13 protein-coding genes, 2 tRNA genes and 1 riboswitch are annotated in these 14,665 nt (G+C 69.4%); of the genes, 3 read left to right on the top strand and 12 right to left on the bottom strand.

What is annotated here, in order from left to right; all coding sequences use genetic code 11:
* The 3 genes from Q0716_RS04045 to surE form a co-directional block, all read right to left on the bottom strand.
* A partial coding sequence (locus Q0716_RS04045; protein ID WP_299019951.1) for a LysM peptidoglycan-binding domain-containing protein occupies positions 1-846 on the bottom strand: 846 nt, incomplete at its 3' end.
* Entirely contained in the window at positions 843-1,559 is a 717-nt protein-coding gene (locus Q0716_RS04040; protein ID WP_299019958.1) for a protein-L-isoaspartate(D-aspartate) O-methyltransferase, read from the bottom strand. The genes Q0716_RS04040 and Q0716_RS04045, both read right to left, overlap by 4 nt.
* A gap of 98 nt (positions 1,560-1,657) precedes the next feature.
* The gene (gene surE / locus Q0716_RS04035) at positions 1,658-2,524 is read right to left on the bottom strand and encodes a 5'/3'-nucleotidase SurE (protein WP_299019949.1); all 867 of its coding nucleotides are present in this window, start codon (positions 2,522-2,524) and stop codon (positions 1,658-1,660) included.
* Between the two features lie 100 nt (positions 2,525-2,624).
* Between surE and Q0716_RS04030 the strand changes: the two genes are divergently transcribed.
* Both Q0716_RS04030 and Q0716_RS04025 read left to right on the top strand, forming a co-directional pair.
* Complete coding sequence (locus Q0716_RS04030) at positions 2,625-3,617, top strand: NADPH:quinone oxidoreductase family protein (RefSeq protein ID WP_299019945.1); 993 nt, start codon at positions 2,625-2,627, stop codon at positions 3,615-3,617.
* A gap of 11 nt (positions 3,618-3,628) precedes the next feature.
* Positions 3,629-3,770: riboswitch (TPP riboswitch) on the top strand.
* Positions 3,760-5,133 carry a sodium:solute symporter gene (locus Q0716_RS04025; protein WP_299019943.1) on the top strand — a complete coding sequence of 458 codons (1,374 nt, stop codon included), beginning with the start codon at positions 3,760-3,762 and terminating at the stop codon, positions 5,131-5,133. Its footprint overlaps the riboswitch before it by 11 nt.
* On the opposite strand, the gene Q0716_RS04020 is transcribed toward Q0716_RS04025, so the two are convergent.
* From Q0716_RS04020 to uvrC, 9 genes are all read right to left on the bottom strand, one after another.
* A complete protein-coding gene (locus Q0716_RS04020; protein ID WP_299019941.1) occupies positions 5,134-6,237 on the bottom strand; it encodes an NDP-sugar synthase in 1,104 nt (367 codons plus the stop codon).
* 64 nt (positions 6,238-6,301) lie between these two features.
* Positions 6,302-6,377: transfer RNA gene (locus tag Q0716_RS04015), tRNA-His, on the bottom strand.
* A gap of 61 nt (positions 6,378-6,438) precedes the next feature.
* Entirely contained in the window at positions 6,439-8,337 is a 1,899-nt protein-coding gene (locus Q0716_RS04010) for a SurA N-terminal domain-containing protein (RefSeq protein ID WP_299019939.1), read from the bottom strand.
* Between the two features lie 21 nt (positions 8,338-8,358).
* Positions 8,359-8,434 (bottom strand) — tRNA-Val (locus tag Q0716_RS04005).
* 43 nt (positions 8,435-8,477) lie between these two features.
* The gene (locus Q0716_RS04000; RefSeq protein ID WP_299019956.1) at positions 8,478-8,771 is read right to left on the bottom strand and encodes an HU family DNA-binding protein; all 294 of its coding nucleotides are present in this window, start codon (positions 8,769-8,771) and stop codon (positions 8,478-8,480) included.
* A gap of 68 nt (positions 8,772-8,839) precedes the next feature.
* On the bottom strand, positions 8,840-9,940 hold the full coding sequence (locus tag Q0716_RS03995) for a tartrate dehydrogenase (RefSeq protein WP_299019953.1): 1,101 nt from the start codon (positions 9,938-9,940) through the stop codon (positions 8,840-8,842).
* Between the two features lie 27 nt (positions 9,941-9,967).
* A complete protein-coding gene (locus Q0716_RS03990) occupies positions 9,968-10,858 on the bottom strand; it encodes a DMT family transporter (RefSeq protein WP_299019937.1) in 891 nt (296 codons plus the stop codon).
* 21 nt (positions 10,859-10,879) lie between these two features.
* Positions 10,880-11,446, bottom strand: coding sequence for a CDP-diacylglycerol--glycerol-3-phosphate 3-phosphatidyltransferase (pgsA, locus tag Q0716_RS03985; protein ID WP_299019932.1), 567 nt, complete (start codon positions 11,444-11,446; stop codon positions 10,880-10,882).
* Positions 11,447-11,465: 19 nt separating this feature from the next.
* Positions 11,466-13,448 (bottom strand): excinuclease ABC subunit UvrC, encoded by a 1,983-nt coding sequence (gene uvrC, locus Q0716_RS03980; protein WP_299019930.1) that lies wholly within the window; start codon positions 13,446-13,448, stop codon positions 11,466-11,468.
* Here uvrC and earP point away from each other — a divergent pair.
* Positions 13,447-14,619: an elongation factor P maturation arginine rhamnosyltransferase EarP gene (earP, locus tag Q0716_RS03975; RefSeq protein ID WP_299019927.1), complete on the top strand. Its 1,173-nt coding sequence runs from the start codon at positions 13,447-13,449 to the stop codon at positions 14,617-14,619. The genes uvrC and earP overlap by 2 nt on opposite strands.
* Positions 14,620-14,665: the final 46 nt, after the last annotated feature.

Raw genomic sequence — 14,665 nt, 5'->3', positions numbered from 1 at the left:
GGCCGTCAGGTAGGTGTTGTTGTGCTTGAGGATGATCAGGTTGCCATAGCCACGCAGGTCGGAGCCGGCATAGACCACGCGCCCGTCAGCGGCCGCCAGTACGGGGTCGCCCGCGCGCCCACCGATGCCAACCCCCTTGCTGCGCGTCTCATCGAAGGTGTAGAGCACGGGCCCCTTGGCCGGCCAGATGAGCGCGATCGTATCGGTACCCGTGGCTGCGGGCGCGGACGCCGCAGGAGCCGGTGGACTGCCACCATTTGCCGCCGTCGTCGCCGGCGCCGCGGGCGTGCGGGCCGCAGTGGCAGATGGGGCCGCCGGGCTCGCATCCAGCGGCCGCGGCTGCACACTGGCCCCTGGCACGGGCTGGGTGGTGACGCCAGCGGTATTCGTGCCTGCCGTATTCGCACCTGCGGCTGCGGGCACGGCTCCGGGGGGCACCACGCGCAACACCTGCCCCACCTCGATCAGGTTGGGGTTGGTCAGGCCGTTCCAGGCCGCGATGTCGCGCCAGCTCTGCCCGTGCTCCAGCCCGATGCGATAGAGCGTATCGCCAGGTCGCACCGTGTAGTACCCCGGCTTGCCAGCGTTTTCGCTGCCGGGCGCGGCAGCGGCCGGCGTGGTGGACGCCCCCGCAGACGCGCTCGCCGGGCCGCCGGCCACCCCTGGCGCCCGGTCGACCACCGGTGCCTGCCGCGGCACGGGCTTTTGGGGCGCCGCGCAACCGGCCAACAGCACCGCCAGCGCGGCCAAGGACGCGCCCAGCACACGCGCAGGCAGCAAAGGGGTGATCACGGCCACAGACGGGGGGCGTAGGGCATTCATCGCAGCGTTTTCGTCCTCGGTCATGCAGTCCCCGATTTTAGGGGGACGAACCGGACCCCCTCGAGCACGCGCCGCTCGAAACCGTGCGCGCTGCGCTGCACCACCACCAGGCTTTGCTGACCCGACTGCAGCTCGGCGGGCGCGACCAGCCGCGCCCCCACGGCCAGCTGCTCCAGCCATGCCGCCGGGATGGATTCCCCACCCGCCGCGGCGATGATGCCCGCATACGGTGCCCCTTTCGGGTAGCCCAGCATCCCATCGCCAAAAATCAAATGGACGTTGGGAATGCGCATCGGGCGCAGGTTGTCGCGCGCGCGCTCGTGCAGCGCGCGCAGCCGCTCCATGCTGTAGACCTCGCGGCATAGGTGCGACAGCAGCGCCGCCTGATAGCCGCAACCCGTGCCGATCTCGAGCACGCGCCCCAGCGGCAGGGTCTGCCCCTCGCACAACAATTCGAGCATGCGGGCCACCACGCTGGGCTTGGAAATCGTCTGCCCCCAGCCGATGGGCAGGCTCGTGTCCTCGTACGCCTGGGCGGCCAACCCAGAATCGACGAAGCAATGCCGCTCGACCCGCTCGAACGCCTGCAGCACCGCCGGCTGCGTCACCCCTTGCTGCGCCAGCCGCCGCACCATGGCCTGGCGCACGGCCGCCGAATCCAACCCCACCCCGGCCACCGCGGGCGGCACGGCGGTCTGGGCCCGCGCCGCTGCGGCGGACGCCGGGCGGCCGCCCATCCCCACGCTGGGCCCCACGGGCAAGGTCGCCGGGAAGCGCGGCCGCGGCGGCCGCCCCCCGCTGGGCGCCGTCGGGCTGGGGCGCGGCGGCCTGGGCATCACCATGGGCGGGCGTCTCCCGCAGCAGCCCGTGCCGCCGCCCCTTCGCGCGCGTCACCGTATCCACCCGCAGCAGAAAGCGCGGCCGCCGTCTGCGCCCAGTAGGCCAGGCGGGCATGGTCGGTCAGGTCGATCTGCAGCGGCGTGATCGAGACGTAGCCCTGCCGCGTGGCGTGAAAGTCGGTGCCTTCCGCATCGTCCTTGGCGGGACCGGCGGCACCGATCCAGTACATCGTCTCGCCGCGCGGGTTGACTTGGGTGATGACGGGCTCGGCCGCGTGCCGACGCCCCAGGCGCGCGACCTTGAAGCCGCGGATCGCCGCGCGCGGCAGACTGGGGATGTTGACATTGAGCAGCCACGGTCCTGGGTGCGCCGCATCGGGCGGCGTATCGGCCATGGCACGCCGGTGCGCCTCGGCCGCGGGTTGCAGCGTGCGCACCAGCTCGGCAGCCAGCGCCGCCGCGCCGTCCAGGTGCGCCCAGCCCTTTTCGGTGAGTGAGAACGCGATACCGGGAATGCCGAACAAATACCCTTCCATCGCTGCGCCGACGGTGCCGGAGTAGATCGTGTCGTCGCCCATGTTGGCGCCGTTGTTGATGCCCGAGACGACCAAGTCCGGCCGGTAGTCCAACAGGCCCGTGAGCGCGATGTGCACGCAGTCCGCCGGTGTGCCGTTGACGTAGCGCACCCCGGGGGCCGCCCGGTGCACATACAGCGGCGCGTTGAGGGTGAGCGCGTTGGACTTGGCGCTGTTGTTGTGCTCGGGCGCCACGACCTCGACCTCGGCGAACGCCGACAGCGCCTGCGCCAGCGCCACGATGCCCGGCGCTTGGTAGCCGTCGTCGTTGCAGAGCAGGATCTTCATGCCGGTCGATTGTAGGGCCCATGCCATGCACCTGTGCGACAGCGCCGCGACGGGCGCGCGCCCTATGATCGCGCCCACCCATCATCCGAAGGAGACTCCCATGCACGCTTGGCTGTGCGAAAACCCCGTCGGCGTCGACGCGCTGCAATGGAAAGAACTGCCCACCCCGACACCCGGGCCCGGCGAGGTGCTGATCGAGATCGCCGCGGCGAGCCTGAACTTCCCGGACCTGCTCATCGTGCAGAACAAGTACCAGTTCAAGCCTCCGCAGCCCTTCGTGCCGGGGTCGGAGTACGCCGGCATCGTGCGCGCGACAGGCCCGGGCGTCACCGGGCTGCAGCCAGGCCAGCCGATCGCCTGCCTGACGGGCACGGGGGGCTTTGGCACGCATACGCTGGCACCGGCGCAGCGCTGCATCCCGCTGCCCGAGGGTTTCGACCTGACCGATGCCGCCGCCTTCATCATGACCTACGGGACGTCGTACCACGCGCTGCTCGACCGCGGCGCGCTGCAGCCCGGCGAGACGGTGCTCGTGCTGGGCGCAGCCGGCGGTATCGGCACGGCGGCGATCCAGATCGCCAAACACGCGGGCGCGCGGGTGATCGCCGCCGCCTCCAGCGCCGAGAAGTGCGCGCTGGCGCAGCGATTGGGAGCGGACGCGACCATCGACTACTCCCTGCACGGCGCCAGCGGTGGCTTTCGCGACGAGCTCAAGCGCCTGACCGAAGGCCACGGGCCGGATGTGATCGTCGATCCAGTGGGGGGTGACTTGGCCGAGCCGGCGTTGCGCTCGATCGCCTGGCGTGGCCGCTATCTGGTCATCGGGTTTGCCGCCGGCCCGATCCCCAGCTTGCCGCTGAACCTGCCACTGCTCAAGGGGGCATCGCTGGTCGGGGTATTCTGGGGTGAGTTCGCCCGCCGCGAGCCCACGGCCAACGCAGCCATGCTGCAGACGCTGGCACAGTGGTATCTCCAAGGGCACATCAAACCGGTCATCGATCGCGTGCTGCCAATGACCGAACTGCCCCAGGCCTACGCTCTGATGGCCCAGCGCCGGGTGATGGGGAAGCTGGTGCTGCGCAACACGCCCTAGAATGGGGCTTCGACAGTCGCCAGGGGAGCCCGCGGTGCGTCCTAGCCGGGACGGTACGGGCTGAGAGTGGGCCGCAGGCCATGGGGGCCGACGCCCAGACCCTGGAACCTGATCCGGTTCGCACCGGCGGAGGAAGCGCGACATGACCTGGATGCCGATGGCCGCCGTGGGCGCGGCTCTGATTGTCTTTTTGTGGGTCGGGCTGCGCGCCCGCACCGCCAACGCCCCCCTCGACGACTACCTGACCGCCCGCGGCTCGCAGCGCGCGGGCACGCTGGCGTGGTCGTTTTTGGCCTCGGGGCTGGGCGCGTGGATCCTGTTCGTACCCCCCGAAATCGGGGCCTTCGTCGGCCCAGTGGCGCTGGCGGGCTACGCCATCGGCGCGGCGCTGCCCTTTTTGGTGCTGGCGTGGTGCGGGGCTGCCATCCGACGCTCGCTGCCCACGGGACGCAGCCTGACAGACTTGGCCGGCGAGCGCTTCGGCCCGCTCATGCGCGGCTGGGTGCTGGTGCTGTCGCTGCTGTACATGCTGTGCTTCGTGACCGCGGAGCTGACCGCCGTGGGCGCCATCGTGACGCTGCTGACCGGCGCCGACGGCCGCTGGGCGGTGCTGGCGGTGGCCGCCGTGACGCTGACCTACACCACCTGGGGTGGCCTGCGCGCCAGCCTGGCCACCGACCGCTGGCAAGGCTGGCTGCTGCTGGCGCTGCTGGCCCTGGTCGCGCTGGTCATCGGCCAGCAGCCGCCGCAGCCGCGCGGCGAGCCGACCGCCCCTGCCTCGGCGCCCCTGTCGGTGGGACTGTCGGTCGCGCTGACCCTCGTCATCGCCGTCACCGCCGCCAACGTCTTTCACCAGGGCTATTGGCAGCGGGTCTGGTCGGCCGACAGCACGGCCGCGCTGCACCGCGGCGCGTGGCTGGGGGCGCTGGGCACGGCGGCGGCCATCGCGCTGGTCGGCGCACTGGGCATGTGGGCGGCGCGCCAGGGCCTGCCACTGGGCCAGCCGCCCATGCCGTTTTTCGCGCTCGTCCAGCACGCCCCCGCCTGGGTGGTCGCCCCCGTGCTGTTGCTGGCGGTCACGCTCGTCGCCTCGTCGGTGGACACGCTGCAAAACGCCATCGCGGCGCTGCTGGTTTCGCAACGGCGCGACGCATCGCTGCCTGGGGCGCGCTGGGCCACGGTTCTGCTCATGGTGCCAGTGATCGCCGTCGCCTGGCAAGGGCTGTCGGTGCTGCGGCTGTTTTTGATCGCCGACTTGCTGTGCGCCACAGCCGTGGTTCCGCTGCTGCTGGCCCTGTGGCGCCGCACGCCCCGCGGCGCGGCCCTGACGGGAGCACTGGCGGGTCTGGTGGGCGCCGTCCTGCCCGATGCGATCGCCAGCGGCAGCGTCGCCGCGGGCATCCACGCCGCCACCTTCCCGGCCAACGTGCCGACGCTGGCCCCCTTCGTGGGCGCGCTGCTGGCCTCGAGCACGGTCACGCTGGCGTGGACCGTGCTGCGTCCAGCGCGCGATTGATCAGGCGCGCGCGTCGCCCCAGCGCAGCGGGCAGCGGTCGTCGCCCACGTAGGTGGCGCGGCCATGGCGGTCCACGCAGTAGCTGGGCGAGACGATCATGTCCTGAAACAACATGCCTGCGCCGATGCGGGTGTACTCGAACAGCACGCTGCGCTCGACCCGCGAACCCGCGCTCAGGTGGCAGCCATGGCCGATCCACGCGGGGCCCACGATCGAGCAGCCGGGATCGAGCCGCGTGCTCGACCCGATGTAGACCGGCCCCGTGATCTGCACCCGGTCGACATCGATGCGGGTATTGAGCCCGACCCACACGCCCGGGCGGATTTCTTTGCCCGGCATGCGCATGCGCTCGATCTCGCCGCGCAGCACGCGCTGCAGCACCGACCAGTAGTCGCTCACCCGACCGATATCGATCCAGTGAAACGGCCGACTCTGCGCATAAAACGGCAAGTCGCGCTCCACCAGCAGCGGAAAGAGCTGACTGCCGATGTCGAACACCTGACCGGACGGCACCAAGTCCAGCACGGCCGGCTCGAAAATGTAGATACCGGTGCTGGCCAGGGTCGAGCGCGCCTCCTCGGGCCGGGGCTTTTCCTGGAAGGAGCGCACGCGTCCGTCGGCGTCGGCCACCACGATGCCGTAGTTGCTGACCTGGTCGCGCGGCACGTCCAGCGTGACGACCGTGGCCAGCGCCCCTTTGGCGCGGTGCTCGGCCAGCGCCGCGGTGATGTCCAGATCGACCAGCGCGTCGCCGCACAGCACGATGGTCGTCTCGTCGAAGAAGCCGCTGAAATCCTGTATGTGCTTCATGCCACCGGCCGAGCCCAGCGGCCGCGGCAGGATGTCGCCGTGCTCGTACACCCCTTCGTAGGAGTAACCGATCTCGACCCCCCAGCGGTGCCCATCACGAAAATACTGCTCGATCTTGTGGTGATTCCACGCCACGTTGACCATGATCTCGCGCACCCCGTGCGCGGCGAGCTGCTCAATCAAATACTCCATGACCGGTTTGCCGAGGATCGGCACCATCGGTTTGGGGAGGTCTTTGGTCAGCGGGCGCACGCGGGTTCCCTGTCCCGCGGCCAGGATCATGCCTTTGGCCATGATGGTGTGCAGCGTCGAGATACAAAAAAAGCCCCAGATGGGGCTTTTATCTGATGGAAATCGGTGGGGTGGCTGATGGGACTCGAACCCACGACAACCAGAATCACAATCTGGGACTCTACCAACTGAGCTACAGCCACCGTAGAAGCCAAAATTATAGCGCCGATCTGGGCCTCATTGGCCCAGGACCTGGGTCTCGTCTTATTTGACCAGGATTTCCGCCTCATAGCGCTGACGCAACGCGGCCAGGTAGGCGCGCGCAGCCCCCTCGCCCCACAGGCGGGCGAGTTCTTGCCGCTCGTTGCGTTGCTGCAACGCGTCCGGGGTATCGCGCGCCGGGCCGCGCCGCACGCGCATCACCGCAGCGCCCTCCGGCCCCAGATCGACCAGCACCCAGGCCGGGGCGTCGCCATCGAGCCGCGCACTCAGCGCGGCCCGCACGGCGGCGGGCGGCAAGCCCTGCGCCGCCTGACGGGACACGAGCACCGGCGCCCGCAGTCCGCTGGCCGCATTCGGCTGCGCCGGCCATTGCGCATGCGCCTGCCGTGCGGCCTCCAGCGCCGCGGCACGCGCGCGCTCCTGCACGATGCGCTGGCGCACCTGGGCCGCCACGGCCTCGAAGGGCTGGCGCTGCGCCGGCCGGTGCTCGACCACGCGCACCGACACCAGACGGTTGCCGCCGAGCTCGATCGCGGGGCTGTTGCGCTTTTGACCCAAGGCCTCCTCGTTGAACACCGCACGCAGCACGGCCGGCTCGCGCAGCACGGCGTCTGCCTCCCCCACCGGCCCCGTGCGCTCGACGGTCGCCTGCCGCACAGGTACGCCCAGCTCGCGCGCCACCGGCTCCAGGGAGTCCGCCTGCTCGTACACCAGATTGCTGAAGCGCTCGGCGCTTTCCGCAAACTGCCGCTGCGCGAGCTGGCGGCGCAGCTCGGCTTCGATGCGTGGGCGCGCCTTCTCGAACGGCTCGGGCGCGGGCCGTCGCACATCGATCAACTGGATGATGTGCAGACCGAAGTCGGTCTCGACGATGTCCGAGATTTGCCCCTTCTGCAGCGCGAAGACGGCGTCCTCGAAGGGTTTGACCATTGCCCCGCGCCCAAACCAGTCCAAATCGCCCCCTTTGGCTGCAGAACCCGGGTCTTGCGAGCGGGCACGCGCCAGCTCGGCAAAGCGGCTCGGGTCGCGGCGCAGCTCGGCCAGCAGTTGCTGCGCCTCAGCGCGCACCCGCGTCTTGTCCGCCTCCGACGCCTTGGGGTCGAGCTGCAGCAGGATGTGCGCGGCGCGCCGTTGCTCGGCGCGCGTGGTATCGGCCACATTTTGCTGGTAATAGGCGCGCAGATCGTCTTCGGTGACGGCAACGCGCGCGGCCACCGCTTCCAGATCGAGCACCACGTACTCGATGCGCGCCTGCTCGGGGGTGCGAAAGTCGTCGGCGTGCTGCTGATAAAACGTCTGTAGCTCGTCATCCGTCACACGCACGGCGGCTGCAAAATCCGCCGGCCGGAACGTCGCCAGCGCTACCTCGCGCCGCTCGAAAAAGGCCTGCGTCGCCCAGTCGGCCAGCGCCCTGGGCATGAAGGCGCTGTCGCGCACGATGCGGGTGACGCTGTCGCGCGCGAGCTCGGCGCGCACGCTGGCCTCGAACTGCTCGGCCGTCAGGCCTTGCGACCGCAACAGGTCTTGGTAGCGCTGCACGTCCAGGCTGCCGTCGGGCTTGCGCAGTTGCGCGATGGTGGGGTCGCGCAACAATTCGGCCGCCAGCCGGCGATCGGTGGTCACCAGCCGCATGTCCTGCGCCGCGCGGGCCAGCACGCGCTCATCGAGCAAGCGCTGCAGCGTCGCACGTCGGCTGTCGTCGCCCTCCAACAAGGCGCGATCCAGCCCCGGCATGGCGGCACTGAGCCGCTCGACTTCGCGCCGGTGGGCTGCGTCCCATTCGGTGCGGGTGATGCGCTCGCTGCCGACGCGCGCCACGGGTTCGGAGGCGTCCCGAAAACGGGTGTACCCCTCGATGCCGAAGAAGACGAACGAAGGGATGATCAACAACATGAGCAGCGCCATCAGCACTTTCATGTTGTTGCGGAAAACGTCGAACATGGCCTGCGCTCGGGGGTTGGGTGGTGGGTGCTGACGGGTTCGAACCGCCGACATTCGCCTTGTAAGGGCGACGCTCTACCAACTGAGCTAAGCACCCGTTGCATCGCGGGCCGGTCACTGCACACCGGCCGCGGCAGCAGTCATCCGTTCACGGCGTCCTTGAGCGCCTTGCCCGGACGGAATTTCGGCATTTTAGCCGCAGCGATCTCGACCGTCTCGCCCGTCTTCGGATTGCGCCCCTTGCGCGCAGCGCGTTCGTCCACCACGAACGAGCCAAATCCAACCAGGGTCACATCGCCACCCTGGGCCAGCGCCGTCGTGACGGCAGAGGTGAAGGCATCCAACGCCCGCGCGGCTTGCTGGCGCGTCAGGTCAGCTTTTTCGGCGATGTGGTCGATCAGTTGTGCTTTGTTCATGCGGGGTTGCTCCTGCAGACGGCGCGGACCGTGGCGCCGCAAAAAGCCGCGTATTCTACCCACGGCACGCGCATCGAGCGCACGCATCAAACGCCACTGCGCAATGCCTCCTCGATGGCCCGCCCGACATCCTGCGTGCGGGCGCTGCCACCGATGTCCGGGGTGCGCGGCCCACCGCTGCCCGGGTCGAGCACCGCCTCGATGGCGCGCACGATGGCATCGTGTGCGTCGCGGTAGCCCAGAAAATCCAGCATCAGCGCGCCGGACCAAATCTGGCCGATCGGGTTGGCGATGCCGCGGCCCGCGATGTCGGGTGCCGAGCCGTGCACGGGCTCGAACAGCGAGGGGAAGCGCCGCTCGGGGTTCAGGTTGGCCGACGGGGCGATGCCGATGGTGCCGGTACACGCCGGCCCCAAATCGCTGAGGATGTCGCCGAACAGGTTGCTCGCCACCACCACGTCGAAATGCTCAGGCCGCTGCACGAAGTGCGCCGTCAGGATGTCGATGTGAAACTGATCGACCGTCACGTCCGGATACTCCGCGGCGATCGCGCGTACCCGCTCGTCCCAGTACGGCATGGTGATGGCGATGCCGTTGGACTTGGTGGCGCTGGTCAGGCGTTTGCGCGGGCGGCGGCGCGCTTGCTCGAACGCGTAGCGCAGCACACGGTCGACGCCGTGGCGGGTCATGACCGTCTCTTGCAACACGATCTCACGTTCGGTGCCCTCGAACATGCGCCCGCCAATGCTGGAGTATTCGCCCTCGGTGTTTTCGCGCACGATCAACATGTCGATCTCACCCGGCGCGCGCGCACTACCGTCGCGCCGCACCAGAGGTGACCGTATGCCCGGCATCAGCCGCGCTGGGCGCAGGTTGACGTACTGGTCGAAGGTGCGCCGAAACTGCAGCAGCGAGCCCCATAGCGATACGTGGTCCGGGATCTTTTCGGGCCAGCCGACGGCGCCGAAGAAGATCGCGTCGTGTCCGCCGATGCGCTCCTGCCAATCGTTGGGCAGCATCTGTCCGTGGCGCTCGTAGTAGGGCCAACAGGCAAAGTCGAAGTGATCGAACACCAGCGCGATGCCGAAGCGCTCGGCCGCGGCCTGCAGCACGCGCAGCCCTTCGGGCATGACTTCGACGCCAATGCCGTCTCCGGCGATGACGGCGATGCGATGGGGTGCAGACATGGGCATGGGCCCCTCCAGATCGAACGCTCAGGATCCCCGGCTGGCGCGCACCACCAGTGCTACGCCGGCAGCGGTCAGCGCCGTGCCGATCAGCGTGGTCAGCGTGACCGGCTCACCAAACAACAGCCAGGCCAAAGCCGCAGTGCACGGTGGCACCAGGTACATCAAGCTGGAGACGGACGCCGCCGCGCCGCGCTGGATCAGCAGGTACAGCAGCGAGCTGCCCCCCAACGTCAGCCCCAGCACCGACCACGCCATGGCACCGACAGACTCGGCATTCCAGCGCATCGGCTCGGCCTCGGCCCACGCCAGCGGCAGCGTGACCAGCAGTGCCGCCGCCAGCTGCACCGTATTGGCGGTGCGCACGTCGCAGGGCGCCAAAAAGCGCTTTTGGTACAACGTGCCGCTGGTGATCGCGAGCAACGCGCCAATGGCGTACGCCAGATTTTCCGCGTTGGCAGTATCACCGGGCGACCCAGCCCCCAGCTTGTGCCACACCACCAGCACCAGCCCCACGAAGCCCAACGCCAGCCCCAGCCAATGACGCGCCGAAACGCGCCCGCCGGTGCCGGCCAACCACAACGCCGTCAGCACCGGCTGCAGACCCACGATCAGGGCCGACAGGCCTGCCCCCATTCCCGCCTTGACCGCCGCCCATACGCCGCCCAAATAGCCCGCGTGCATCAGCACCCCAGTCACGGCCAGATGCCCCCACTGCACCGCGCCGCGCGGCCATGGGACCCGCGCCAGCGCGATCCAGACGCCAAAACACGCGATCGACAAGGCATACCGCCAGACCAGAAACGTCATTGGCGGCGCATGCGGCATGCCGTAGCGCGCCACGATGAAGCCCGTGCTCCAAATGAGCACGAACACCGCCGGCATGGCGCGGATCCAGGGGGAGTCGGCGGCGGTCATGGTCAGCCGGGGCGCGGGGCTTCAGCGGGTACGGGCCCGGATCTCGGGAATGGCTTTGCTCAGGTAGTACACCATCGACCATACGGTCAGCACGGCCGCGGCCCAGATCAGCACCGTCCCCCACCAGCGCGTGTCCACCCCCAGCACCACGCCGTCATAGAGCAGAAACGGGATGGCCACCATCTGCGTGGCCGTCTTGGCCTTGCCCACCATGTGCACCGCCACGCTGCGCACCGCGCCGATTTGCGCCATCCATTCGCGCAGGGCCGAGATGGCGATTTCGCGCCCGATGATGATGAGCGCCACGAACACGTGCACGCGCCCCAGATGCACCAGCTCGAGCACACAGGCACAGACCAAAAACTTGTCGGCTACCGGGTCCAGAAAGGCGCCGAACGCCGACGTTTGGTTGAGCCGCCGCGCCAAGTAACCGTCGGCCCAGTCGGTCAGGGCAAACACGATGAACAGCCCCGTGGCCAGCAGGTTCTGCGTCACGGGCAACAGCCCCGGCCAGTGAAACACCGCCACGATGAGCGGAATGGCCGCGATGCGCGCCCAGGTCAGCAGGGTGGGCAGGTTGAAAAACATGGACTCGGATTATGCGGGTTTATCCGTGCAGTGCGCGGTAGATGGTCTGCGCCAGCTCCAGCGAAATGCCTTCGACGCTGGCCAGGTCCTCGACACTGGCCGCGGCCACCCCGCGCACGCCGCCAAAGCGCGCCAGCAGCCGCGCGCGCCGCTTGGGGCCGACGCCCGGAATATCCTCCAGCCGGCTGCCGCCGGTGCGCGTGCGGGCCCGGCGCGCGCGCATACCGGTGATCGCGAACCGGTGCGCTTCGTCCCGAATCTGGGCCACCAGCATCAGTGCCGCCGAATCGGGGGGGAGCGTGATTTTGTCGCGCCCATCGGCGAAAACGAGTTCCTCCCGCCCCACCTTGCGTCCCTCGCCCTTTTCCACGCCAACCAGGCGCGCCGGGTCCAGCCCCAGCGCCACGAACACCTCGCGCGCCACGCCCACCTGGCCCACGCCACCATCGATGAGCACGATATCGGGCAGCCGCGCCTCGCCGCGCACGCGCGCTGGCTCGGCGCCCAATGCGCCATCGCCGCCGGTATCCGCCAACGCGGCGGCCAGCTTGCCGTAGCGGCGCTGCAGCACCTGGCGCATGGCCGCGTAGTCGTCACCCGGGGTGATGCCCTCGATCGCGTAGCGCCGGTACTGCGCGGGCTGCATCTGGTGCCCCTCGAACACCACGCACGACGCCATGGTCGCCTCGCCCGCGGTGTGCGAGATGTCGAAGCACTCGATGCGCAGCGCGGCCAGCGCTTCGGGCGGGTCGGTGGGCAGCCCCAGCGCCTCGGCCAGCGCACGCGTGCGCGCCTGCTGCGACCCCTCCTCGGCCAGCAGCCGGGCCAATTGCAAGTCGGCGTTTTGCTGCGCCATCTCCAGCCACTGCCGGCGCTGCTCGCGCGGGTGCCACACCCCGCGCACGCGCACGCCGCTTTGCTCCGACAGCGCGGCCAGCAGCGCCTCGTCCACCGGCGCGCCCAACACCAGCACGGGGGGTGGCGGCACCTGTGTGTAGTGCTGGGCGATGAAGGCTTCCAGCACCCGCTGCTCCACCGATGCGCACTGCTCCGGGTCGGCCAGAGCCGCGCCATCCTCTACGTGGGTGGGAAACGAAGGGCGGTCGCCCAAGTGGCGGCCGCCGCGCACCATGGCCAGGTTGACACAGGCGCGCCCACCCTGCACCCGCACCGCCAGGATGTCCACATCCTGGTCGTCGTGGCTTTCCATCGCCTGCTGGTGCAGCACCCGCGACAGCGCCGTGATCTGGTTGCGCACCTCGGCCGCCTGCTCGAATGCCAGCCGCTCGGCGTGCGCGAACATGCGCGCCTCCAACTCGGCCAGCACCGTCTGGCTCTCGCCGTTGAGGAAGGCGCTGGCCGCGCGCACGTCGGCGGCGTACTCGGCCGGACTGATCAAACCCACGCACGGGCCGCTGCAGCGTTTGATCTGATACAGCAGGCACGGCCGTGTGCGGTGCGCAAACACCGTGTCCTCACAAGTGCGCAGCCGAAAGACCTTCTGCAGCAGCGCGATGGTTTCCTTCACCGCCCAAGCGCTCGGGTAGGGGCCGAAGTACTGGTGCCGTCGATCCACCGCCCCCCGGTAGTACGACATGCGCGGATAATGGTCAGGGTTGGGCACTCCCGGCACTCGTCCCGCCTGCGGCGCCTCCGGCACCCAGGTGCTCGCGCTCAGCCGCAGATAGGGGTAGCTCTTGTCGTCGCGAAACAGAATGTTGTAGCGCGGCTGCTGCGTCTTGATGAGGTTGTTTTCCAGCAGCAGCGCCTCGGCTTCGGAGCGCACCACCGTCGTCTCCAGACGCGCGATCTGGCTGACCATATGCCCGATGCGGGTGCCGTCGTGCGTTTTCTGAAAATAACTGCTGACCCGCTTTTTCAGGTCGCGCGCCTTGCCCACGTACAGCAGGTTACCCGCCGCGTCGTAGTAGCGGTAAACCCCAGGCAGCGACGGCAACGCCGCCACTGCCCGCAACAATGCATCCGAATGCTGCCCTGACATGTCCGATCTCGATGCTGACACCGCCGCCGATTGTGCGCTCACCTGGGACGTGTTTTGCCACGTCATCGACAACTGGGGCGACGTCGGCGTGTGCTGGCGCCTGTGCCGACAACTCGCGGCTGCGGGCCAGCGCGTGCGCCTGTGGATCGACGACGCCAGCGCCCTGGACTGGATGGCACCCGGTGCGCGCACGGGCGGCGTGGCGGGCGTGACCGTGCACGCATGGCCGGCGGCGCACGCGGCAAGCCAACCACCCGCTGCACCACCGGGCGTACCGCCAGGCGACGTGCTGATCGAGGCCTTTGGCTGCCACGTACCCGACGAATGGGTCGCGGCCCTGCTGCCCCCGCTGGCCCGCGATGGCCAACCCAGCGTCTGGCTCAACCTGGAATACCTCAGCGCCGAGCCGTGGGTCGCGCGCAGCCATGGACTGCCCTCGCCCGTTTGTCATGGCCCGCTGGCGAGCCGAACCAAGTGGTTTTTCTTCCCCGGTTTCACACCCGTCACGGGCGGGCTGCTGCGCGAGGCCGACCTGATGGCGCGCCAACGGGCGTTCGACGCGGCGGCCTGGCGCGCCCACACCTGCCGCCAGAGCAGCGCCCCCTGCGGGCCGTGGGTAAGCTTGTTTTGCTACGAGCCAGCCGCCCTGCCGCGGCTGGTAGCACAGCCGGCGCTGACACACGCACAGTGGCTGGTGGCCGCGGGCCGCAGCGCCGCGGCGTGGCAGGCGTTGGCCCCTGCGCTGCCTGCGGGGGCGCGAATGCGCGTGCTGGAGAGCGTGCCACAACCGGCGTTCGATGAGCGCCTGTGGGCCTGCGACCTCAATCTGGTGCGCGGTGAAGATTCGCTCGTGCGGGCGCTGTGGGCGGGCCAGCCCTTTTTGTGGCAACTCTACCCCCAGGACGACGGCGCCCACCACGCCAAGCTGGACGCTTTTCTGGACTGGCTGGACGCGCCCGACGACTGGAGCGCGTGGATGCGCGCGTGGAACGGCGTGCCCGGCGTTGAACCGCCGCCGTTGACCACCAACACGCTGCGGTGCTGGCGCGACGTCGCGCACAGCGCCCGCGCGCGCTTGCTGGCGCAGGATGACCTGTTGACCCGGCTGCTGGCCTTCGTGCGGGCCAAGCGCAAAACGGGCGGCGCCCCAACCGTCACCTCGGCAGGGTAAAATGTTAGGTGTCAGGTCCCGGACGATTGCATTGATCCGCGACGTC

Source organism: uncultured Tepidimonas sp. (genome assembly GCF_938045175.1).
Taxonomy (GTDB): Bacteria; Pseudomonadota; Gammaproteobacteria; order Burkholderiales; family Burkholderiaceae_C; genus Tepidimonas.
Note: the sequence above shows the minus strand (reverse complement) of the source record. Positions and strands in the feature narration are given on the sequence as shown.

Excerpts from the sequence above, each read along its gene's own strand:
- Q0716_RS04025 (WP_299019943.1), top strand. The coding sequence starts at position 3,760 with ATGACCTGGATGCCGATGGCCGCCGTGGGCGCGGCTCTGATTGTCTTT.
- Q0716_RS03990 (WP_299019937.1), bottom strand. The coding sequence starts at position 10,858 with ATGACCGCCGCCGACTCCCCCTGGATCCGCGCCATGCCGGCGGTGTTC.
- Q0716_RS04010 (WP_299019939.1), bottom strand. The coding sequence starts at position 8,337 with ATGTTCGACGTTTTCCGCAACAACATGAAAGTGCTGATGGCGCTGCTC.
- Q0716_RS04040 (WP_299019958.1), bottom strand. The coding sequence starts at position 1,559 with ATGGGCGGCCGCCCGGCGTCCGCCGCAGCGGCGCGGGCCCAGACCGCC.
- pgsA (WP_299019932.1), bottom strand. The coding sequence starts at position 11,446 with ATGTTTTTCAACCTGCCCACCCTGCTGACCTGGGCGCGCATCGCGGCC.
- surE (WP_299019949.1), bottom strand. The coding sequence starts at position 2,524 with ATGAAGATCCTGCTCTGCAACGACGACGGCTACCAAGCGCCGGGCATC.
- Q0716_RS03995 (WP_299019953.1), bottom strand. The coding sequence starts at position 9,940 with ATGTCTGCACCCCATCGCATCGCCGTCATCGCCGGAGACGGCATTGGC.
- Q0716_RS04030 (WP_299019945.1), top strand. The coding sequence starts at position 2,625 with ATGCACGCTTGGCTGTGCGAAAACCCCGTCGGCGTCGACGCGCTGCAA.
- earP (WP_299019927.1), top strand. The coding sequence starts at position 13,447 with ATGTCCGATCTCGATGCTGACACCGCCGCCGATTGTGCGCTCACCTGG.
- Q0716_RS04020 (WP_299019941.1), bottom strand. The coding sequence starts at position 6,237 with ATGGCCAAAGGCATGATCCTGGCCGCGGGACAGGGAACCCGCGTGCGC.
- uvrC (WP_299019930.1), bottom strand. The coding sequence starts at position 13,448 with ATGTCAGGGCAGCATTCGGATGCATTGTTGCGGGCAGTGGCGGCGTTG.